General features: G+C 40.2%; 19 protein-coding genes. 4 read left to right on the forward strand and 15 right to left on the reverse strand.

The features are described 5' to 3' along the window. Positions 1-118: 118 nt before the first annotated feature. Positions 119-394: a YutD family protein gene (locus BABA_RS24170; RefSeq protein WP_007087904.1), complete on the reverse strand. Its 276-nt coding sequence runs from the start codon at positions 392-394 to the stop codon at positions 119-121. A gap of 116 nt (positions 395-510) precedes the next feature. Here BABA_RS24170 and BABA_RS24175 point away from each other — a divergent pair, with 116 nt between their 5' ends. Next, on the forward strand, positions 511-1,155 hold the full coding sequence (locus BABA_RS24175) for a YhcN/YlaJ family sporulation lipoprotein (protein WP_007087905.1): 645 nt from the start codon (positions 511-513) through the stop codon (positions 1,153-1,155). Positions 1,156-1,200: 45 nt separating this feature from the next. Here BABA_RS24175 and lipA read toward each other — a convergent pair whose 3' ends face one another. Beyond that, a complete protein-coding gene (gene lipA, locus BABA_RS24180) occupies positions 1,201-2,118 on the reverse strand; it encodes a lipoyl synthase (protein ID WP_007087906.1) in 918 nt (305 codons plus the stop codon). Between the two features lie 325 nt (positions 2,119-2,443). On the opposite strand from lipA, the gene BABA_RS24185 reads away from it, so the two are divergent. Continuing rightward, on the forward strand, positions 2,444-3,400 hold the full coding sequence (locus BABA_RS24185) for a M23 family metallopeptidase (protein WP_235749796.1): 957 nt from the start codon (positions 2,444-2,446) through the stop codon (positions 3,398-3,400). A 24-nt stretch (positions 3,401-3,424) separates the two neighbouring features. On the opposite strand, the gene yunB is transcribed toward BABA_RS24185, so the two are convergent. From yunB to BABA_RS24210, 5 genes are all read right to left on the reverse strand, one after another. Continuing rightward, positions 3,425-4,207, reverse strand: a complete 783-nt coding sequence (yunB, locus tag BABA_RS24190; RefSeq protein WP_007087908.1) for a sporulation protein YunB — start codon at positions 4,205-4,207, stop codon at positions 3,425-3,427. Between the two features lie 82 nt (positions 4,208-4,289). Next, positions 4,290-4,592: a YunC family protein gene (locus BABA_RS24195; RefSeq protein WP_007087909.1), complete on the reverse strand. Its 303-nt coding sequence runs from the start codon at positions 4,590-4,592 to the stop codon at positions 4,290-4,292. A 47-nt stretch (positions 4,593-4,639) separates the two neighbouring features. Further along, positions 4,640-6,004 carry a bifunctional metallophosphatase/5'-nucleotidase gene (locus BABA_RS24200; protein WP_007087910.1) on the reverse strand — a complete coding sequence of 455 codons (1,365 nt, stop codon included), beginning with the start codon at positions 6,002-6,004 and terminating at the stop codon, positions 4,640-4,642. A 6-nt stretch (positions 6,005-6,010) separates the two neighbouring features. Continuing rightward, complete coding sequence (locus tag BABA_RS24205; protein WP_007087911.1) at positions 6,011-6,832, reverse strand: sulfite exporter TauE/SafE family protein; 822 nt, start codon at positions 6,830-6,832, stop codon at positions 6,011-6,013. 27 nt (positions 6,833-6,859) lie between these two features. Further along, positions 6,860-7,708, reverse strand: a complete 849-nt coding sequence (locus BABA_RS24210) for a DUF72 domain-containing protein (RefSeq protein WP_007087912.1) — start codon at positions 7,706-7,708, stop codon at positions 6,860-6,862. Between the two features lie 992 nt (positions 7,709-8,700). Between BABA_RS24210 and BABA_RS24215 the strand changes: the two genes are divergently transcribed. Together BABA_RS24215 and BABA_RS24220 are read left to right on the forward strand one after the other, a co-directional pair. Further along, the gene (locus BABA_RS24215) at positions 8,701-9,513 is read left to right on the forward strand and encodes a hypothetical protein (RefSeq protein ID WP_007087913.1); all 813 of its coding nucleotides are present in this window, start codon (positions 8,701-8,703) and stop codon (positions 9,511-9,513) included. A 166-nt stretch (positions 9,514-9,679) separates the two neighbouring features. Then, entirely contained in the window at positions 9,680-10,405 is a 726-nt protein-coding gene (locus tag BABA_RS24220) for a potassium channel family protein (RefSeq protein ID WP_007087914.1), read from the forward strand. A gap of 258 nt (positions 10,406-10,663) precedes the next feature. Here BABA_RS24220 and sufB read toward each other — a convergent pair whose 3' ends face one another. The 8 genes from sufB to BABA_RS24260 all read right to left on the reverse strand — a co-directional run bounded on the left by sufB (position 10,664) and on the right by BABA_RS24260 (position 18,932). Further along, entirely contained in the window at positions 10,664-12,061 is a 1,398-nt protein-coding gene (gene sufB / locus BABA_RS24225; protein WP_007087915.1) for a Fe-S cluster assembly protein SufB, read from the reverse strand. 167 nt (positions 12,062-12,228) lie between these two features. Further along, positions 12,229-12,666: a Fe-S cluster assembly sulfur transfer protein SufU gene (sufU, locus tag BABA_RS24230; RefSeq protein WP_007087916.1), complete on the reverse strand. Its 438-nt coding sequence runs from the start codon at positions 12,664-12,666 to the stop codon at positions 12,229-12,231. Next, on the reverse strand, positions 12,656-13,885 hold the full coding sequence (locus tag BABA_RS24235; RefSeq protein ID WP_007087917.1) for a cysteine desulfurase: 1,230 nt from the start codon (positions 13,883-13,885) through the stop codon (positions 12,656-12,658). Before BABA_RS24235 ends, sufU begins: the two co-directional genes overlap by 11 nt. Further along, a complete protein-coding gene (gene sufD, locus BABA_RS24240) occupies positions 13,885-15,195 on the reverse strand; it encodes a Fe-S cluster assembly protein SufD (RefSeq protein WP_007087918.1) in 1,311 nt (436 codons plus the stop codon). Before sufD ends, BABA_RS24235 begins: the two co-directional genes overlap by 1 nt. Positions 15,196-15,216: 21 nt before the next feature. After that, the gene (gene sufC / locus BABA_RS24245) at positions 15,217-16,002 is read right to left on the reverse strand and encodes a Fe-S cluster assembly ATPase SufC (RefSeq protein WP_007087919.1); all 786 of its coding nucleotides are present in this window, start codon (positions 16,000-16,002) and stop codon (positions 15,217-15,219) included. 390 nt (positions 16,003-16,392) lie between these two features. After that, positions 16,393-17,232 carry a MetQ/NlpA family ABC transporter substrate-binding protein gene (locus BABA_RS24250; protein ID WP_007087920.1) on the reverse strand — a complete coding sequence of 280 codons (840 nt, stop codon included), beginning with the start codon at positions 17,230-17,232 and terminating at the stop codon, positions 16,393-16,395. Positions 17,233-17,248: 16 nt separating this feature from the next. Then, on the reverse strand, positions 17,249-17,914 hold the full coding sequence (locus BABA_RS24255) for a methionine ABC transporter permease (RefSeq protein WP_007087921.1): 666 nt from the start codon (positions 17,912-17,914) through the stop codon (positions 17,249-17,251). Next, the gene (locus tag BABA_RS24260) at positions 17,907-18,932 is read right to left on the reverse strand and encodes a methionine ABC transporter ATP-binding protein (protein ID WP_007087922.1); all 1,026 of its coding nucleotides are present in this window, start codon (positions 18,930-18,932) and stop codon (positions 17,907-17,909) included. The genes BABA_RS24255 and BABA_RS24260 overlap by 8 nt, the downstream gene beginning before the upstream one ends. Positions 18,933-19,096: the final 164 nt, after the last annotated feature.

Genomic DNA, 19,096 nt, shown 5'->3' on the forward strand with positions numbered 1-19,096 from the left:
ACACGAAGAGCCGGAGGCGATTCGATGTTGACTTATCGTAGGGCGGAGAGCGAAGGACACTAGCCGCTAGGGCGCTGGAGCTAGACAAAAAAGAAGGGTCAGGGTTTCCTGATCCTTCTCATTTTTTTACTCTTTTTAATACAAAATAAGCACAGCCAAAATTGCAGTATTCATATAAGTACTCACTTAGTGTGCTAATTTTTGTATCAAATGTAGCCTTTTGGTTTTGATCGTCGAAAAATCCTTTTAGGCGCAGCTGCCCATAACCCCAATCACCAACAATATAATCATACCTTGTTAAAATATCACTATACCTGGCTTTAAAGGCTTCTTCATTATATCCATCTCGATATTCCTGCAAAATTTCATATGCCGTATTGTTGATAACAATCATTTTAACTCACCTCGTTTAACCCAGCAATTACCTAATATCCATTATAACCGATTCCCCATCAATTACTAAGAAAAAAAATCCTTCCTTTGGCTATTCTAATAAAAGGAGGTGTTGAAATGAAAAAATTGATCCTAATCGCTGGATTATGTACCATAACTGTGTTAACGGGATGCACCAAGGATAATGCAAACCAAGATATTTATGAAGAAAGCGGAAATACCATTAACGTTAATAATAAAAGACATGAGCTCTACAATGAAGGTGCGAGCAGAGGAATTCGTAATGTCAGCAACAATTATGGCTTTGTCCGTCACCAAAAGAGTCCTGTGATGAATGATAATAAAGCAAATAATCATTACGCAGCCCTTGACCGTGAGCAAGTTGCTAACATTATTAGCAAACAAAGTACAAGCATTCCCAATGTAAATGACGTGGCAACACTAGTCACAGACCAAGAAGTGTTAATTGCCTATGATACCAATTCTAAAGACCGCAACCTAACTGCTGACCAAGTAAAACAAACCGCAATGGCGGTTGTGCCTAGATATTACCACGTTTATGTCACAGATAATAAAGTATTGATGCGTGATGTGGAGAACTTAGCTAACACTGATTCAAACAGCAGGAATGCCCGCAATTTAGTTAACGGGCTCATTACGCAAATGAAAAAATCTCCGCAAGGGTCGCGGGTGAATGCAAGTGAAAATGAAAATGGTCTAACACCGGATGACCATAAGACTAATACTAATCGGAATCGCTAAAAGAAAGAGTTCACCCCTTTTTTAATAAGGGGTGAACTCTTTTTATTACGCTTCCTTTGCTTCTTTTTCCCCAAGCAATTGCTTATGCTTTGCAGCGGCATTAACTTGTTCATCAGCATGATAGGATGAGCGAACAAGCGGGCCTGCTTGACAGTGGCTAAAGCCTTTACTCATTGCAATTTGCTGCAATTCTGCAAATTCATCAGGGCTGTAATATTTTTCTACCTTTAAATGACTTCTTGTCGGCTGCAGATATTGGCCAATCGTCATGATATCAACGTTGTTAGCCCGTAAATCATCCATCACTTCCAAAATTTCCTCTTTTGTTTCACCAAGGCCAATCATTAAGCTTGATTTGGTTGGAATGCTTGGCTCCATTTCTTTCGCACGGCGGAGAAACTCGAGAGAACGATCGTATTTCGCACGAGCTCTTACTCTTGGAGTTAATCGTTTAGTTGTTTCTATATTATGATTTAAGATATCTGGTTTAGCATCCATTAACACTTTTAAATTTTCTTCCTTACCGCCCATATCTGAAGGAAGTACCTCGATACTTGTAAATGGATTTTTCCGGCGAATCGCACGTACCGTTTCGGCAAACACTGCGGCACCGCCATCTTTTAGATCATCACGGGCTACTGCTGTCACAACCACATGCTTTAAGTTCATCAATTGAACGGAATCAGCCACTCTTTCCGGCTCTTGCCAGTCAAGTTCTGTTGGAAGACCCGTTTTAACGGCACAGAAGCGGCAGGCACGTGTGCAAGTATCGCCGAGAATCATAAAGGTTGCGGTCCGTCTTTCAGCCCAGCATTCGTGAATATTTGGGCAGCGGGCCTCTTCACAAACGGTATGAAGATTTTTCTCCCGCATCATTTTCTTTAAGCCCGTATAAGACTCATTCGTGTTCAGCTTTATTTTTAGCCACTCCGGCTTACGTAAAATTTCTTCTTTTTTGCTCATGCTTTGCACCCCTTAAAACCAATTATGTATGATGTCACTTTATCATACTGGGCTTGGAACGACAAGCAAACAAGCAATTTCAAAGCGGTTCTACCCTTTTATTAGGATTCCGCCAACTTGAGGCGGATTTCCGCCAACTTGAGGCGGATTTCCGCCAAACTAAGCACCGATTCCGCCAAACCTCATCTTTTACTTCCTTTTTAGATTACCAATTATTAACCCTAATGAAAAAGCCTAATCATCATAAACTAACCTTGTACATTAATTGGAAGGAGGATTCCTGTTGCGGGCTATTCTCATTATAGGAACTATCCTTATACTACTTATTACCTCTACTTTGTCTGCCAGGGATGCTTATGCAAAAGAAGAACCGAATCCCTACCAGGAAAGAATGAACCTGTACAAAAAAGTTGAAACGATTACCCAAATTCCTTGGTATTATTTAGCGGCCATTGATCAATACGAAAGAAGTATCCGTTTTGCCCGCCGCGATTTACCAAAACCGGAAAGTACCATTTCTATTTATTACAAACCAGAACAATGGGCAGGGGTAACGAATCCTAATTTCTCTGAAGAAAATCCTGCCATTATTCAATTTTTTAATGGAATTGGTGTTGATGGGGATGGGGATGGAAAAGCAAGCTTAAAAAGTGATGAGGATGTTTTATATACGTTCGCCAATTATCTTCTTTCATACGGAGTGGATCATGATAATATAAAAATTGGGTTATGGAATTACTATCAGCGCGATAAATCGGTAAAAATAATTACAGGAAAGGCTAAAATTTATCGTCATTTTGGCCGGCTTGATTTAGATAAACAAGTTTTCCCCGTTCCTCTTTACAGCAATCACAGCTACCGCAGCACCTGGGGGGATGCCCGGGGCTGGGGCGGAAGAAGAATCCATGAAGGAACCGATATTTTTGCCGGCTATGGTGTACCTGTACGGGCCACAAACTATGGGATCATTGAAATGAAAGGCTGGAATAAGTTTGGCGGTTGGAGAATCGGGATCCGGGACATTAATAACACATATCATTACTTTGCACACTTAAGTGGTTTTGCCAAAGATTTACGTGTGGGACAAATTGTCGAACCTGGCATGGTTATTGGCGGTGTTGGCAGCTCCGGTTACGGCCCTCCCGGAACCTCAGGGAAATTCCCACCCCATTTACATTATGGGATGTACAAAGACAATGGGATCAGCGAATGGTCATTTGACCCCTACCCGCATCTGGCCAAATGGAAGCGGCTTGAGAGGATGAATATAAAACGGAAATAGGACTGTCCTCGAAGGATAGTCCTATTAATTTCCTGATTTTTTTGTTTCAGTTTTCTTTTCAGGAAGTTGAATGGATGGTGTTATCCCGCCACCGCTATTATAAAATTGCGGAACTTCTCCTTCTACCAATCGCCCACCAACCGGAATGCTTTGTTTTAACTTCGTGATTTTTGTTGCAAACGGAGTGATAATTTGAACAGATACCTCGATTTCAACAGAGACCTGGATCCAGACACTATTGATCCCCATTTCTTTTGGTATAATATGAACATCCGGCTCCACTTCACCAATCGCATGGAATTTTACCGGAATTTTTGGTCCTATATTCCCCAATAATGAAATATTGGTGGCCTGGCCTAATGGCACATACCAGACAATTCCATCCTCTTTTCCGGTATTTTCTATTTCAATTTCAACATCTGATTCTAATAAGGCAATATCCCCCTTCTTCGCTGTTTTTAAATTCTTTTGAATTTGGGCAGTGGTTTCCGCCAATACCCGATTGATTAAGTCTGTATTCAACTCGGCGTTTTGCTTTTTTCCATCACTGCTTTCCGTTATTTTAATAACCTGATTATTTTCCCCCACATTGGTAGTCCGTTTGGTAATGGCTCTATTAATGACAAGAGAAGCTATATTACGGGTTTCCGATTCAGCATATCTCATTAAGGCTGGCTCGATTCCTTTGTTAACGAGTACCAAACCTGTAGCGGTTGAGAAAAGAAAAAAGACGAATGTCAGAAGCATCACATATCGGAATGGCAACGGCCCCCGCTTGAAAAACCGCCGTCGTCGGAATTTTGCCAAAGAAATCCCCCCTTCAAGCTAAATGTATGCTTGTAAAAGGGGAACTAGCCCAAAAAAAAGCTTGCTAATCTTTAGCAAGCTTTTACACCATTTTTAACAGCGCATCTTTGCCAATCATTCCTTGATGAATTCCTAATTCCTCCGCCTCCCATGTTACTGACTCCAACGGGGCATTTAGGAGTTGATCAATCGTTCTGACTCCAACGGCGCGGCCGGCAATGATTTGGCGATCCTTTAATTTTTCATTTAATAGGCTAACATCTAAAGCACCGCACATAATATATCCTTTATCATTAGACACTGTTAAAAGGGTGGTTTTTGGAAGTAATACCGTAACAGCCAAAAAAGTATGGCCGTCAATTTCAATTGGTGAAAGCTCAATCAAAGGGTCCCACACTCCTTTCCTCACTATCAAAGTATGATAATGAGGGACTATGCGTATGGGCTTGATGGCATCTGCAGCTTCCATTTTAATAAATCCCGCAAAAATTCTGGCAGAAAATAACGCTTCTGCTTTTGAGGCAGTACCTCTTTGAAAAAATGACCAAAGGTAAACATATCCGGCAGGGCTAATGTATAGTTTTTCTCAAACTCAATTTTACTGTCATTAATAAAAATAGTATTTTCAGCGAAGTCAATACCGTCATAAACAAATACACCTAACACTGTACCTCTAAAACCAAGGCCTTTAATTTGTTTGTGCGGTAAGTCCTCGTCTTTTGTCTGGAGTAGCACGGTTTGTAATTCCATCCCCGTTAATTCGATCACACATGGATTAATCGGGTGTGGACAAACCTCGAGTAAATCGTAATTGGTGACCTCCCCCGCCAATGTACCTAGCAACAGCCCAGCATTAATCATGGCACAGTCCGCACTGCACCATTCTCTAAGTGTCCGGGAAAGCAATTTTGAAAAATTCGTTTCCTTAAAGGGGGCGTGAACCAATGGCTCACTAAGTGTAGTTATCCGTTGATTTAGCATCTCCTTCCCTTTGTTTAAAAAAGTAAGGATTTGTCCCTGTTCATTTTGAATAATCGGCAGGTCGTTAAAGTCATAGAGATTAGCTTCTTTTTGGGTTACATCCTTTTGGTCAGTCAGTGTGATGGTCATCTCACCCACATAGTATCCATACTTTCCGGCTGCCCCAAGCAGTGTATCACCGACTCGCTTTCCATTTTCAAAAAAGTGGTGCGTATGGGCACCTAAAATAACATCAATTTCCGGAAATTCTACAGCAATCCGTTCATCCTCATTTTTACCAAGATGGGACAGCAAAACGATGATGTCTGATTCTTCTTTTACTATCGTAAGCCATTTTTTCAGCTCCGAAATCGGTTCTGTCAGCTTCCAGCCAAGCAATTCATATAGAATGGTGAACGGGGCCGTGAGTCCAATAACACCAATTCGGGTTCCCTTTTTTGTATGATAAATCTTATATGGTTTAACCCAATCCGGATAAAGGCCATTTTTTTTATACAGGTTGGCAACCAGTACATCAAATGCAGCATGATCATATAGGCGGTCTAGATCTTCATAGGCGAGGTTAACCCCCTCATTGTTCCCAATCGTAACCGCCGTATATTCGCACTCATTTAATAGGGTAATGTTACCTTGTCCTTTTGTTGCCTCTGTTAACGGATGCCAGCGATCGAGGAAATCACCAATATCAAAGAGAAAGACATCCTCTCCTTGCTGTTGGTGAGAGGCCTTTTTCTGTTTTAAAAAGCGACTGATCCGTGGCCAATGTTCCAAGTGACTGTGAACGTCATTCGTGTGGTAAATATAGATCGTTTCCATTTAACCTTACCCTGAAATTCCTTGATAAATTAAACGGACACCCACTACAACAAGAATGACTCTGATAATCATGACAATCGTTTTGCTCTTTAGTTTTGAATTTAAAAATACGCCGACCTTTGCACCAATCCATGCCCCAGGAATCAACGCCAATGCATAAAGCCAATTCACATTACCTAAGGAAATATGGGTGATGGAGCTTAAGATGGATGTTGGTAAAATCATGAACATAGACGTGGCCGTTGCCACATGCGGCGGGAAGAAAAATAGTAAAATCATGGTTGGTACCATGAGCGAGCCGCCGCCAATCCCGAAAATTCCTGATAAAAACCCAACAATGAAGGAAATGATGATGGCGGTGATTGGACTAAAACCATATTCAAAAGTTTTGCCGCTATTGTCGGTATAGCTGCGAACAATGCCCTTATCTTTCCGATATGGCAGCGGCTTTAAATTGTCTTTGACAACCATTACAAGCGAAACAAAAAGAATAAAAATACCAAAATAAATATTGAACGAGTGCAAGTTCAATTTTTCCGTTACCCATGCACCAAGAATACTCCCAGGTCCGCTGCCGATAAGAAAGATTAATCCACTTTTATAATCGACTGTTTTAAGCTTCATATAGGATAACGTCGAGGAAAGCCCCGTAAAAATCATCGTAAATAGGGAAGTACCCACCACGACCTGCGGTGTTAGGTGGCTAAATGTCGATAATGTTGCCAAGTATAACAAGGCAGGAACGACAATGATTCCTCCACCCATGCCGATCAGCGAACCAATGGAGCTCGCAACCAGCCCAACTAAAACTAAAATAATCCATTCCATTTGCTTTCACACCTTCTAATATCAGTCTTAATTAAATAAATCTAGCTGCCTTGGAGCGAGTCCCTCATAGTCTATTTGTAAAAGCTCCATCATTTCTTTCGCATTGTCAGCCGCATCGCCCCCGGAATTGTTGTTAAACAGGAGATACACGTTTGTGGATTCCTTGGTTAAATGTTGGATGCGTTCGCACCATTCTTCTAGCTCTTGTTGATTATAGCGATAAAGGTAGCGAACCTCACGCCAGTTTTCAGCAGTCCGCTTTTGCCAGCCATATACATTGCGGCCGTGAAATCTGACAAGAACATTTTGTGGGGCGGTTACCTCGAGTACCGTTGGAATTGACCCTTCGCCGGATTGCGGCTCATCACAAATGCTATGGATCCATTTTTCCTTTTTCATAAAATCAAGTGTTTGTTGGCGATATTGCGGTGCAAACCACGATTGATGCCTAAACTCTAGGGCGCAAGGGATGTCACCCATCTCCACTTTACTCCATCTTAAGTAATCAACATTTTCACGTTTACAGGCAAACCATGGTGGAAATTGAAATAAGACCATGGCTAATTTATTATGTTGTATGTATGGTTCCAGTGACTCTTTAAAGGCATTAAACATTGCTTGTTTGGTATCAAAAGGAATGTCGCCGCGCTGGTGGCCTGTCATCCCCTGATAGGCTTTTACGATAAACTGGAAGCCCTCTGGCGTTTCATTGACCCACTTTTCAGCATTTCTTGTTGGCTGAATGGCGTAAAAAGCCGTGTCCACTTCTACAAGTGGGAAATGACCTGCGTATACTTTAAGCTTATCTCGTGGCGGAGTTTGGTTCGGGTATAAGCTATCATGGTCGCCCCAGCCGGTTACACCAATATAAATCAAGAAACTCACCTCCATTATTTAATAATAGCATAACCATTTTCAGAAGATGCCAGATTTTTCGAATGACGAAGTTTCTTTAATCGTGTATATGTATTATCGACAGTAATTAGCTGCTATACAACAGTAAATATATCCTATCCGACAATATTCTGACGTTATCCGACAGTTAACTAGGGCCATCCGATAGTAAACTAACCTTATGTGACAGTAAACCGCCTCTATCCAACAGTAAGCACTTCTCAAACGACAGTAACACACTCCAAAGCAAAAACCCGCCTGCAAACGCAGCAAGCGGGTGAATTTTTCAAACGTATTAACCGATGGATCCTTCCATTTCGACTATGTATAAACGAATATAAATGATAAAAGTGCATAAAATCTATGTTTATGAATGCTTGCGTCATGAATTTTTGACGACTTTTTTCTATTGGTGCCGAGACTTTTATTTACTCCTTTTTATCCTTGCTTGGTTTTCTTTCAGTCAATTTGTTGTGGGCATCAATCGTAAATAATTTTGTCTTCTCGAACATTGGAGTCGAGGCACTCCAATCACTTCTCACTCCCTTTCATATTTTGGTGAGAAAAAAGTTGTTATCCTATAGACAGAATTCCATAGTTTCAAAATTCCATTTTCTATTCTGATAGAGGAGTAGTTTTTGGGGCACACTTAATTCCCCCCTTTATTAATGACCTTAACTTTCTTCACCTCTACCAGCTTTTTCTCTTCTTTGGGTATCGGAATATAACTTGAATTTTTCCAGCATTCCTCTTCACCCAGCCCCCAATCAGCTTAAGGGCGGCTGACGTCTTATTAAATACTTGGTGGTGCTATTCCGATTTATGACAAAGTTGTACATTTTATTAATAGAAAATTAGAAATATTTTTTCAGAGGTAAAATGGAAAAGGACTGTCTTTCTTATTTTGGAAAACATCTGTAAAATAGACTCGTACAATACATAAATACTAAAAAATATACAAAGGGGGATAAAATATGTGGACAACACTTGCTGTATTAAGTTTTTTGGGGATCATTCTCTTTATCGTTCTTGCTCTTATCAGCATGTTCAAAAAAACAAAAATGGCAAAGAAAATGATGATTTTTGCCGCTGGTTGTTTCGTGCTTACAATGATTTTCGGATCACTTATGCCTCAAACAGAATCAGAAAATACCTCGGCTAAAATAGAGGATAAAAAAGAGGATTCTAAGAAGAAGGAATTGAAAGATAAGAAAAAAGCCGAAGCCCAAGAAAAGAAAGAAAAAGCAGCTCAACCAAAAGAAGAAGCTGTGGCAAAGAAAAAGTCTGAAGAAAAGGCTGAAGCTAAAAAGGAAGAGGAAGAAAAAAAGCTAGAAGAACAAAAAGCGAAAGAAGAAACTGAACGAAAAGTTGCTGAGGAAAAGAAAGCCAAAGAACAGACAGATCAAAAAGAAGAAGCTAAATCAAAGAACATAGACACATCTGTGTTTGAATATGCTGAAAAAGTAGAAGTTACTAATGCTATAGATATAAATCAGCATATCACTGTGTTTGTAACAATGAGTAAAAAGACCCCTCCTGGATTGGCCACACAGCATGTAGTAAACCAAACTTATGATTTTTTACTACAAAATGACACTAAAGGTGCTAAAACGGTAAGCATAAATGTTAAACAAGGTGATCAAAAGATAGCAATGTATACTGTGGAGACAGGAAAATTCGTTCCTAATGACGATGAACCTATGTCAGACTGTGTAATGAAAGCATCTAAAATGGAATTTATGACACCGGAAGTAAAAGAGTTCGGAGCTACAATGAATAGTTGGTAAAAAAGGAATCTCACCATGATTTTTATCACCGATATTATGTAGATGAAATCAGACGGCATTTCGAGTGGGTAGCGCAGAAAGTAAAAGAACGCAACAAAGAGAAAGATTAAGATACCTAGAACAAGTATGTTTTGTTTGGGTGTCTTTTTTAAGGAGAAATAATTGAATGGGGAAAAAAGCATCTATATTGTATGAAATAATCTTGTTTTCGATGGCTGTCTTATCTGTTTCAACAATCTGGTTAGATAGCAGGCAATTTTTCTTTTTAGACAAGGTAGTATGGGGCATTTTTGTGCTTGATTTTTTAATAAGATTATTTCGTTCGGAAAATAAAATAAAGTTTATTAAAGAAAATCCATTTGATCTAATTGCAATTATTCCACTCGACAATATATTCCAACTTGCACGTTTGGCAAGGTTAATTAGATTGGTGAGAATTATTCTTTTGTCAAAACGTCACGCAAAACCGTTCTTCGCCATTTTAAAAACGAATGGATTAGATAAAATTTTAGGCATTATTTTTGTGGTGATGCTAGTATCATCGTTATTAATTAAGTTATTTGAGCCATCCATTAAAACTTACCAAGATGCTCTTTGGTGGTCCATGGTAACAGCTACTACTGTTGGATATGGTGATATATCACCTGAAACTGGAATGGGTAGAGTAATAGCAGCTATTCTTATGTTGCTTGGAATAGGTTTAATAGGGATGGTAACAAGCTCTATTTCCACCTATTTTTTATCTGGCCATAAGAGGTCCAACCCGACCATAGAACATTTAAAAAACGAACTAGATCGTTACGATGAATTAACACCATCCGAATTAAACAGGATGATTTTGATACTTAAAGATTTGCATAATGAAAAATTAGATAAAAAACAAGGTGCTTAGTTTTAAAAAATACCGTTGTGTGAAGAAAATCCTCAAGAATTATGGATTTAGCCACCATTGCAGCAGTTGCTGCTGTAATGGTTTTATTCCTATATTAATTTAGCTTTGAATATCCTGAAAAAATAGAAGAAGACGAACTTAAAAAGTTCGCCTTCTATACTAAATGTTAAATTTGAGTCGGCACAAAATCGGCATGGCTGCTTTTTATTAGGTTAATAAATGACTCTCAAACGTTGGTGCATAAACGTTTGTAGAGGATTAACCAATACTGCCTTCCATCTCAAACTTGATCAATCTATTCATCTCAACGGCGTATTCCATTGGTAATTCCTTTGTAAACGGCTCGATGAAGCCCATAACAATCATCTCTGTTGCTTCCTGCTCAGAGATACCGCGGCTCATCAAGTAGAAAAGCTGCTCTTCAGATACTTTCGAAACCTTTGCTTCGTGCTCAAGTGAAATATTGTTATTTAATACTTCGTTATATGGAATGGTATCTGATGTAGATAGATTATCCATAATTAACGTATCGCACTCAATGTTAGAACGGGCACCATCGGCTTTACGGCCAAAATGCACTAAACCACGATAGTTTACTTTTCCGCCATGCTTGGAAATGGACTTAGACACAATGGTCGATGATGTATTTGGAGCTAAGTGAATCATCTTAGAACCTGTATCTTGGACTTGGCCTTTGCCGGCAATCGCAATCGATAATGTCATGCCGCGGGCACCCTCACCCTTAAGAATAACGGCCGGATATTTCATAGTTAACCTAGAACCGATATTACCGTCGACCCATTCCATTGTCGCATTTGCTTCGCAGACAGTCCGCTTCGTTACAAGGTTATAAACGTTGTTTGCCCAGTTTTGAATCGTTGTATAACGGCAGTAACCGCCTTTTTTAACGATAATTTCAACAACAGCGCTGTGAAGGGAGTTTGTTGTGTAAACTGGTGCTGTACAGCCTTCTACATAGTGTACACTTGCCCCTTCATCAACGATAATCAATGTTCTTTCAAATTGACCCATATTTTCCGAGTTAATTCGGAAATAGGCCTGTAATGGAGTGTCCACTTTAATACCAGGTGGCACATAAATGAAAGATCCTCCAGACCAAACAGCAGAGTTTAACGCTGCAAATTTGTTATCAGTTGGCGGAATAACTTTCGCCCAGTGCTCGCGGAAAATATCTTCATTTTCCTTTAAAGCAGAGTCGGTATCCTTAAAGACAATTCCTAAGTCTTCGAGATCCTCTTTCATGTTATGGTAAACAACCTCTGATTCATATTGAGCAGAAACCCCGGAAAGATACTTTTGCTCTGCTTCAGGAATTCCGAGTTTATCAAAAGTAGCTTTAATTTCTTCCGGAACTTCATCCCATGATTTCTCGGATTTTTCAGACGGCTTAACATAATACGTTATTTCATCAAAGTTTAATGGGGTTAAATCCCCGCCCCATTGCGGCATTGGTTTGCTGTAAAAAATTTCGAGTGATTTCAAGCGAAAATCCAGCATCCACTGTGGTTCTTTTTTCATTTTAGAAATTTCTTCGACAATCTCACGTGTTAAACCACGTTTTGATCGGAATATGGAAACGTCTTTATCGGCAAAACCATATTTATAATCACCGATTTCAGGCATCTTTTTTGCCATCGTCGTATTCCTCCTTTTTGGAGCGGAAGCGCCTTGGTCAGCCTCAGGCATAGCACAAGACGAGCCGGCCGGAAGGTTGCTTTTTAACCTTTTGGACGGATTGGCTTGTGACCTCGAGGGGCTAGGCGCTGGAGCTGGTTATCATCCCAGTCTTCACCGCTTTCATTTTATTTTTGTTCCTCTTCCTTTAATCCTTTTTCCATTGCCTTCCATGCTAATGTAGCGCATTTGATACGGGCCGGAAATTTAGCAACACCCTGCAGTGCTTCGATATCACCTAAATCAATGGAATCGTCAGGCTCTTTTCCTAGCATCATATCTGAAAAAACATGTGCTAAATTGATCGCATCATCGACCTTTTTTCCTTTAATGGCCTGTGTCATCATTGAGGCGGAAGACATGGAAATCGAACAGCCTTCTCCCTCAAATCTGGCATCCTCGACAATTCCATCGACCACTTTAAAGGTTAATTGAATCCGGTCGCCGCAGGTTGGGTTATTCATATTAATCGTATGGCTGCCATCTTCCAAAACACCGCGATTACGGGGTTTTTTATAATGGTCCATTATTACTCTTCGGTAAAGTGCATCTAAATTAGAAGACATCGCTGAAATACTCCTTTGTTTTGACAAGCCCTTCAACGAGTTTATCAATATCCTCTTCTGTATTGTATAAATAGAAACTTGCACGTGCTGTTGCAGAAACTTTCAGCCATCTCATTAACGGCTGGGCACAGTGATGTCCGGCGCGGACCGCAATACCTTCTGCATCTAAAACAGTTGCCACATCGTGCGGATGGACATCATTAATATTAAACGTAATAAGTCCTGCACGCTTAGCTGCATCAAGCGATCCATAAATGGCCATACCTTCTACCGCTGCCATTTTTTCTAAAGCGTAAGCAGCAAGTTTATGTTCATGCTCAGCAATATTGTCTAAGCCGACTTCATTTAAAAAGTCGATGGCTGCTCCAAGTCCAACAGCTCCGGCAATAATCGGTGTACCGGCTTCGAATTTCCATGGCAGCTCTTTCCAGGTAGATTCGTACAAATGAACGAAATCAATCATTTCACCGCCAAATTCAATTGGTTCCATATTTTCAAGCAGATGTTTTTTCCCATAAAGAACACCAATGCCAGTCGGTCCGCACATTTTGTGGCCAGAAAAAGCAAGAAAATCACAATCTAAATCTTGAACATCTATTTTCATATGCGGAGCACTTTGGGCACCATCAACCACCATGATTGCCCCATGTTCGTGGGCAATTTGAGCAATTTCTTTCACGGGATTAATAACGCCTAGTACATTGGATACTTGCATCACTGATACTATCTTTGTATTTGTAGTGATTGTAGCACGGACATCATCAAGTGATAATGTGCCGTCCTCTTGGAGCGGGATATATTTTAACTGGGCACCAGTCCGTTTTGCCACTTGCTGCCACGGAATGATATTACTATGGTGCTCCATATAGGTAATAACAATTTCATCGCCTTCTTTTAAGTTTGCGGCAGCATAGCTTGCTGCTACCGTATTAATCGAAGTCGTCGTTCCTCTTGTAAAAATTACCTCTTGCGTTGATTTCGCATTGATAAACTTACGGATCTTTTCCCGTGCCCCTTCGTAAGCATCTGTTGCTCTTGTTCCCAGCGTATGCACACCGCGATGGACATTGGAATTGATTTCACGATAATATTTATCAACTGCCTCGATGACTTGGAGCGGCTTCTGTGATGTTGCCGAACTGTCTAAGTACACGAGGGGGTTGCCGTTCACTTCTTGATCAAGGATGGGAAACTGTTTACGAATATCCTGGATATTCATTAGCGTACTTTCCTTTCAATTACTTCAGTCAGCTGTTTCTTTACTCCTTCAATCGGAAGTTGTTTCACAACTGGTGCAAGGAAGCCATGTATCACTAAGCGTTCAGCTTCTGTTTTAGAAATCCCGCGGCTCATGAGATAATACAACTGGAGTGGGTCAACACGGCCTACTGAGGCAGCGTGTCCAGCCATTACATCATCTTCCTCAATTAACAAAATTGGATTGGCATCACCGCGTGCTTTTTCACTTAAGATTAGAACACGTGAAGTTTGTTCCGCATCAGATTTAGATGCCCCGTGCTCGATTTTTCCGATCCCGTTAAAAATCGATGTAGCACTTTCCTTTACTACTCCGTGATTTAAAATATTGCCGGTAGAATTTCGACCAAAATGAACTACTTTTGTCGTAAAGTTTTGCGTTTGATTACCGCGTCCGACAACAACGGTTTTGGTATCACCATTGGAACCATCACCAAGTAAATTGGTAGTGTTTTCCGAGATGGTGTCCCCCTCGTTCATTAAACCAAGTGCCCATTCAATGTTGGCATCCCGGCCAGCAACACCACGGCGATTAACATACGTGGTAACTCCTTTAGCCAATGTATCTACCGCGCCATATTGAACTTTTGCATTCGCATTAGCAATGACTTCAGTCAAGATATTAACTAATGTATTTGATGTTTCCATTGTAGAAATATAGTTTTCTACGTATGTTACTGAACTATTGTCTTCTGCAACCACAATTACATGGTTAAACAGATTTGCTTCCGCATCATCATGTACGAAAACGGCTTGAATTGGTTCCACAATTTCCACATTTTTTGGAACATACAAGAATACCCCGCCATTCACGAGCGCTGCATGCAGAGCTGTTAAACGATGTTCATCAACGTTAATAGCCTGTGTCATATAATACTTTTTCAAGAGGTCTCCGTGCTCTCTAGCTGCTGTAAAAATATCCGTAAAAATAACACCATTGCTTTTTAGGTCTTCAGATAAAGATAAAAAAGCAGGAGTTTGATTTCGTTGAATGTATAGGTTCATCTTTTCCGCATCGAGATCAACTAACGCCTTTACTTGTTCCGGAAGCTCCGCAAGTGATGCATAGACATCACTTTTTACCGTATGTTGATTGAATTGCGTGAAATTCCATTTATCTATCTTCGTTTTATCGGGTCTAGGCATTGGCAATTGTTCAAAATCCGTTAATGCCTTTAGACGAAACTCTTCAAACCACGCAGGCTCGTTCATTTCTTTTGAAAAAGAAGTGACAAACCCTTTGTCAAATGGTAATTTTGTTTCTGTTGTCATTTTAATCCTCCTAACACTCTCTTACGCTTCTTGCCCAACTGTTTCATCTTCAATTCCGAGCTCTTGCTTGATCCAGTCATATCCTTCTGCTTCTAAGCGTTGTGCCAGTTCCGGTCCGCCTGATTTCACGATGCGGCCTTGCATCATAACGTGCACATGGTCAGGAGTGATATAGTCTAAAAGACGTTGATAGTGAGTGATCACTAAGCAGCCGAACTCTTCGCCGCGCATTTCATTAATTCCCTTTGAAACAACTTTAAGGGCATCGATGTCGAGTCCCGAGTCGATTTCATCTAAAATAGCAATCTTAGGCTGTAACATCATCAATTGTAAAATTTCGTTACGCTTTTTCTCTCCGCCTGAAAAGCCTTCGTTTAAATAACGCTGAGCCATATCAAGATCCATTTCAAGGAATTCCATTTGTTTATCCATTTGACGGATAAATTTCATAAGGGAAATCTCGTTTCCTTCACCCCGGCGGCTATTAAGGGCAGAACGTAAAAAGTCAGCGTTTGTTACGCCATTGATCTCACTTGGATATTGCATTGCTAAGAATAGGCCTGCACGCGCGCGCTCGTCTACTTCCATTTCAAGGACATTTTGTCCGTCCAAAGTGATGTTACCACTCGTTACTTCATATTTTGGGTGACCCATGATGGCCGATGATAACGTGGATTTACCAGTACCGTTCGGTCCCATGATTGCATGGATTTCTCCACCCTTTATTTCAAGGTTTACCCCTTTTAAAATTTCTTTCCCATCAATTTCTACATGTAAATCTTTGATCGTTAAAGTTGATCCAGCCATATCTATACCTCCGAAAAGAAAGTTTTGTATCTTATAGACCATTTGGGTCTATGTTCTATTCTCATTTTATTCTCATTCCAATCTTATAACAAATGAAATGTATTAGCAACTCCTAAACAGTAAAAACAATGCTGCTATTTTCATTTAAAGAACTCTAAATGAGAATAAGAAGGAAATTTTAAAGAAAATTCAGACAAATGTTCTTTATGTAAAATGTGCCCGTTTAAAATCATACCTCATTTTTTGGGCATTTCCAACTGAATTAAAGTGTAAAATCTTTTCTATTTTTACCCAATTCGCGGGATTCATGTATGTGGGATCACGCTGCCTTAGAAATAGGAAAAGCCAGTGAGGGGTTCACTGACTTTTGCCTTTCTTCCTATTTATATATTACTCAGAAACCGATACAACGGCCCCTTTGTATTTATCCTGAATGAAATCCTGAATTTCTTTTGATTGAAGGACTTCTACAAGTGTTTTGATTTCTTTTCGGTTTTTGTCCTCTGAACGAACGACTACAAGGTTTGCCGGTACAACGTCATCGCCTTCAAAGGCAATTCCATACTTTCCAATGTCAATTCCGCCTTCTAATGCGTAGTTCGTATTAATGACGACCGCATCACCTTCACCGCTATCGAAGGAAGAAGCTAATAATTTCGCTTCAATTAAAGTGGAGAAATCAAGATTTTTTGGATTTTCAATAATATCCTCTACTCTTGCATTTACGCCAACGCCTTCTTTAAGCTTAATTAAACCTTCTTTTTCAAAAATAGGTAAAATACGTCCGTGGTCACTTAGTGAATCACTCATAATAATTTTTGCACCTTTTGGAAGGTCTTTAAGGCTTTTATATTTTTTAGAATAAATTCCGATTGGTTCCTTATGAATTCCACCAACACTTACAAAATCAAAGTCCTTATTTTCTTTCATTTGCAGGTCTAAATACCCTGGAGTTTGAAAATAGTTTGCATCGAGCTCTTTATCCCTTAGCGCTACGTTTGGCAGGATATAATCTTGGAAAACTTGGATTTCTAGGTCAATGCCTTTTTCCTTTAATAAAGGTTTTGCCGCTTCCAGCACTTCCGCATGCGGCACAGCAGTTGCACCAACGACTAATTTCTTGTTACCATCTTTCCCTGCCTTGTCTGCAGTATCGTTTTTAGCACCACCACAAGCTGTTAAGGCAAAGGCTAATAATGCAATTGCAATCAAACTAAATACTTTTTTCATCTTCTAATTCCCCCTGTTATCGTTTATCTGTTTTTTTCGTAAAATAATCTCCAATAAATTGGATAATAAAAACTAAAATTAGAATCGCAATCGTTGCTACTAACGTGACAACCGGTCGATTGCGTTGAAAACCTTCAAGATAGGCAAAATGTCCAAGCCCACCCGCTCCAATGACTCCGGCCATCGCCGTAAAGCCCACTAGCGAAATAGCTGTGACTGTAATCCCTGATATTAATGCCGGCAAGGATTCCGGAATTAATACTTTAAAAATGATATGACCATGCGTTGCTCCCATTGATTGCGATGCCTCAATAACACCTTTATCAATTTCCCTAAGGGCAATTTCCACCATTCGTGCATAAAAAGGAGCGGCTCCAATAATGAGGGCTGGCAGTGCTGCATTTGCACCGAGCATCGTCCCTAGCAATAATTTTGTAAAAGGAATTAATAAAACAATTAAGATAATAAATGGGATCGATCTAAAGATATTAACAAATCCGGCAATAATGACATTAACAGTCCTGTTGGCCCACATATTCCCTTTGTCTGTTAAAAACAACAGCAGACCGAGGAGTAATCCTAGAATAAATGTTGTAAGCACAGAAATGGAAGTCATATAAATGGTTTCACGTGTTGCCTCTAATAATTGCTCCCACTTAACCAATTCCATAAAGTTAGCCATTACTGATCACCTCCACGCCGACTTGCTGTGAGTGAATATAATCAATGGCTTTCTGTATTTCGCTAGCTTGACCATCCAAATGGATAAATAATGTTCCGTATGAACCGGTTTGCGTGTGCGAAATCTTCCCTTGAAGAATATTTACGACCACATCGAAATCCCGGATGACGTTTGTAATTAATGGCTGTTCTGTTGCTTCCCCGACGAACGAGAGTTGAACCACTTTGCCATGCGGATAAAGTTCGAGTAGATGTTCAATTGTTTCTTTCGTTTCTTCCGGTTCCGTTACCTGTTGGACAAACCGTTTTGTAATCGGCTGTTCGGGATGTTTAAACACGTCTAAAACCGAACCTAGTTCAACCACTCGGCCGCTTTCCATCACTGCTACCCGGTGACAGATTTTACGAATGACATGCATTTCATGAGTAATCAAGACAATCGTTAACCCGAGTCGCTTATTGATATCCACTAACAATTCTAAAATCGAATCGGTCGTTTGCGGATCCAGTGCTGAGGTCGCTTCGTCACAAAGGAGTACTTTAGGGTTATTGGCGAGTGCTCTGGCAATCCCAACTCGCTGCTTTTGTCCGCCGCTCAGCTGGGAGGGGTATGCATTTTCCCTGCCTTCTAGGCCAACCAACTTTACTAACTCTTCGACTCTTTTCTTTCTTTGAGGTCCTTTAACACCTGCAATTTCAAGTGGAAAAGCAATATTTTCGCTTACTGTCCTTGACCACAGCAAGTTAAAGTGCTGAAAAATCATACTGATTTCCTGACGTGCTTTTCGCAGTTCGGCGCCTTTAATTTTTGAAATGATCCGGCCGGCAACTGTGACACTTCCATCGGTTGGTAGCTCCAGTCCATTTAACATACGGATCAATGTACTTTTTCCGGCACCGCTATAACCAATTACACCGAAGATCTCTCCATTTTTTATATCAAGGTTTACATCATCTACTGCTTTAAGTTCACCTTGCTTGGAAGGATAAATCTTGCGGACACTTTTTATTGAAATCACCTAAAATCACCTACTTCTTATCCTGATTATCCGTTACTTGAATATAGGGTTTGACTGTTTTAATGAAAATATTTTGGAAAAATAAAAGCGCAAGCGCCTTGGTCAGCGGCGTATGGCCTGAAGCGCTCCAACTGAGATAAAGGAAACACGAAGAGCCGGAGGCG

This window comes from Neobacillus bataviensis LMG 21833, assembly GCF_000307875.1.
Classification (GTDB): domain Bacteria; phylum Bacillota; class Bacilli; order Bacillales; family Cytobacillaceae; genus Neobacillus; species Neobacillus bataviensis.

Coding starts and splice junctions, on each gene's coding strand:
- BABA_RS24220 (WP_007087914.1), top strand. CDS start 9,680: ATGGGGAAAAAAGCATCTATATTGTATGAAATAATCTTGTTTTCGATG.
- sufD (WP_007087918.1), bottom strand. CDS start 15,195: ATGACAACAGAAACAAAATTACCATTTGACAAAGGGTTTGTCACTTCT.
- sufB (WP_007087915.1), bottom strand. CDS start 12,061: ATGGCAAAAAAGATGCCTGAAATCGGTGATTATAAATATGGTTTTGCC.
- lipA (WP_007087906.1), bottom strand. CDS start 2,118: ATGAGCAAAAAAGAAGAAATTTTACGTAAGCCGGAGTGGCTAAAAATA.
- sufU (WP_007087916.1), bottom strand. CDS start 12,666: ATGTCTTCTAATTTAGATGCACTTTACCGAAGAGTAATAATGGACCAT.
- BABA_RS24215 (WP_007087913.1), top strand. CDS start 8,701: ATGTGGACAACACTTGCTGTATTAAGTTTTTTGGGGATCATTCTCTTT.
- BABA_RS24175 (WP_007087905.1), top strand. CDS start 511: ATGAAAAAATTGATCCTAATCGCTGGATTATGTACCATAACTGTGTTA.
- BABA_RS24255 (WP_007087921.1), bottom strand. CDS start 17,914: ATGGCTAACTTTATGGAATTGGTTAAGTGGGAGCAATTATTAGAGGCA.
- BABA_RS24205 (WP_007087911.1), bottom strand. CDS start 6,832: ATGGAATGGATTATTTTAGTTTTAGTTGGGCTGGTTGCGAGCTCCATT.
- BABA_RS24250 (WP_007087920.1), bottom strand. CDS start 17,232: ATGAAAAAAGTATTTAGTTTGATTGCAATTGCATTATTAGCCTTTGCC.
- BABA_RS24170 (WP_007087904.1), bottom strand. CDS start 394: ATGATTGTTATCAACAATACGGCATATGAAATTTTGCAGGAATATCGA.
- BABA_RS24235 (WP_007087917.1), bottom strand. CDS start 13,885: ATGAATATCCAGGATATTCGTAAACAGTTTCCCATCCTTGATCAAGAA.
- BABA_RS24200 (WP_007087910.1), bottom strand. CDS start 6,004: ATGGAAACGATCTATATTTACCACACGAATGACGTTCACAGTCACTTG.
- sufC (WP_007087919.1), bottom strand. CDS start 16,002: ATGGCTGGATCAACTTTAACGATCAAAGATTTACATGTAGAAATTGAT.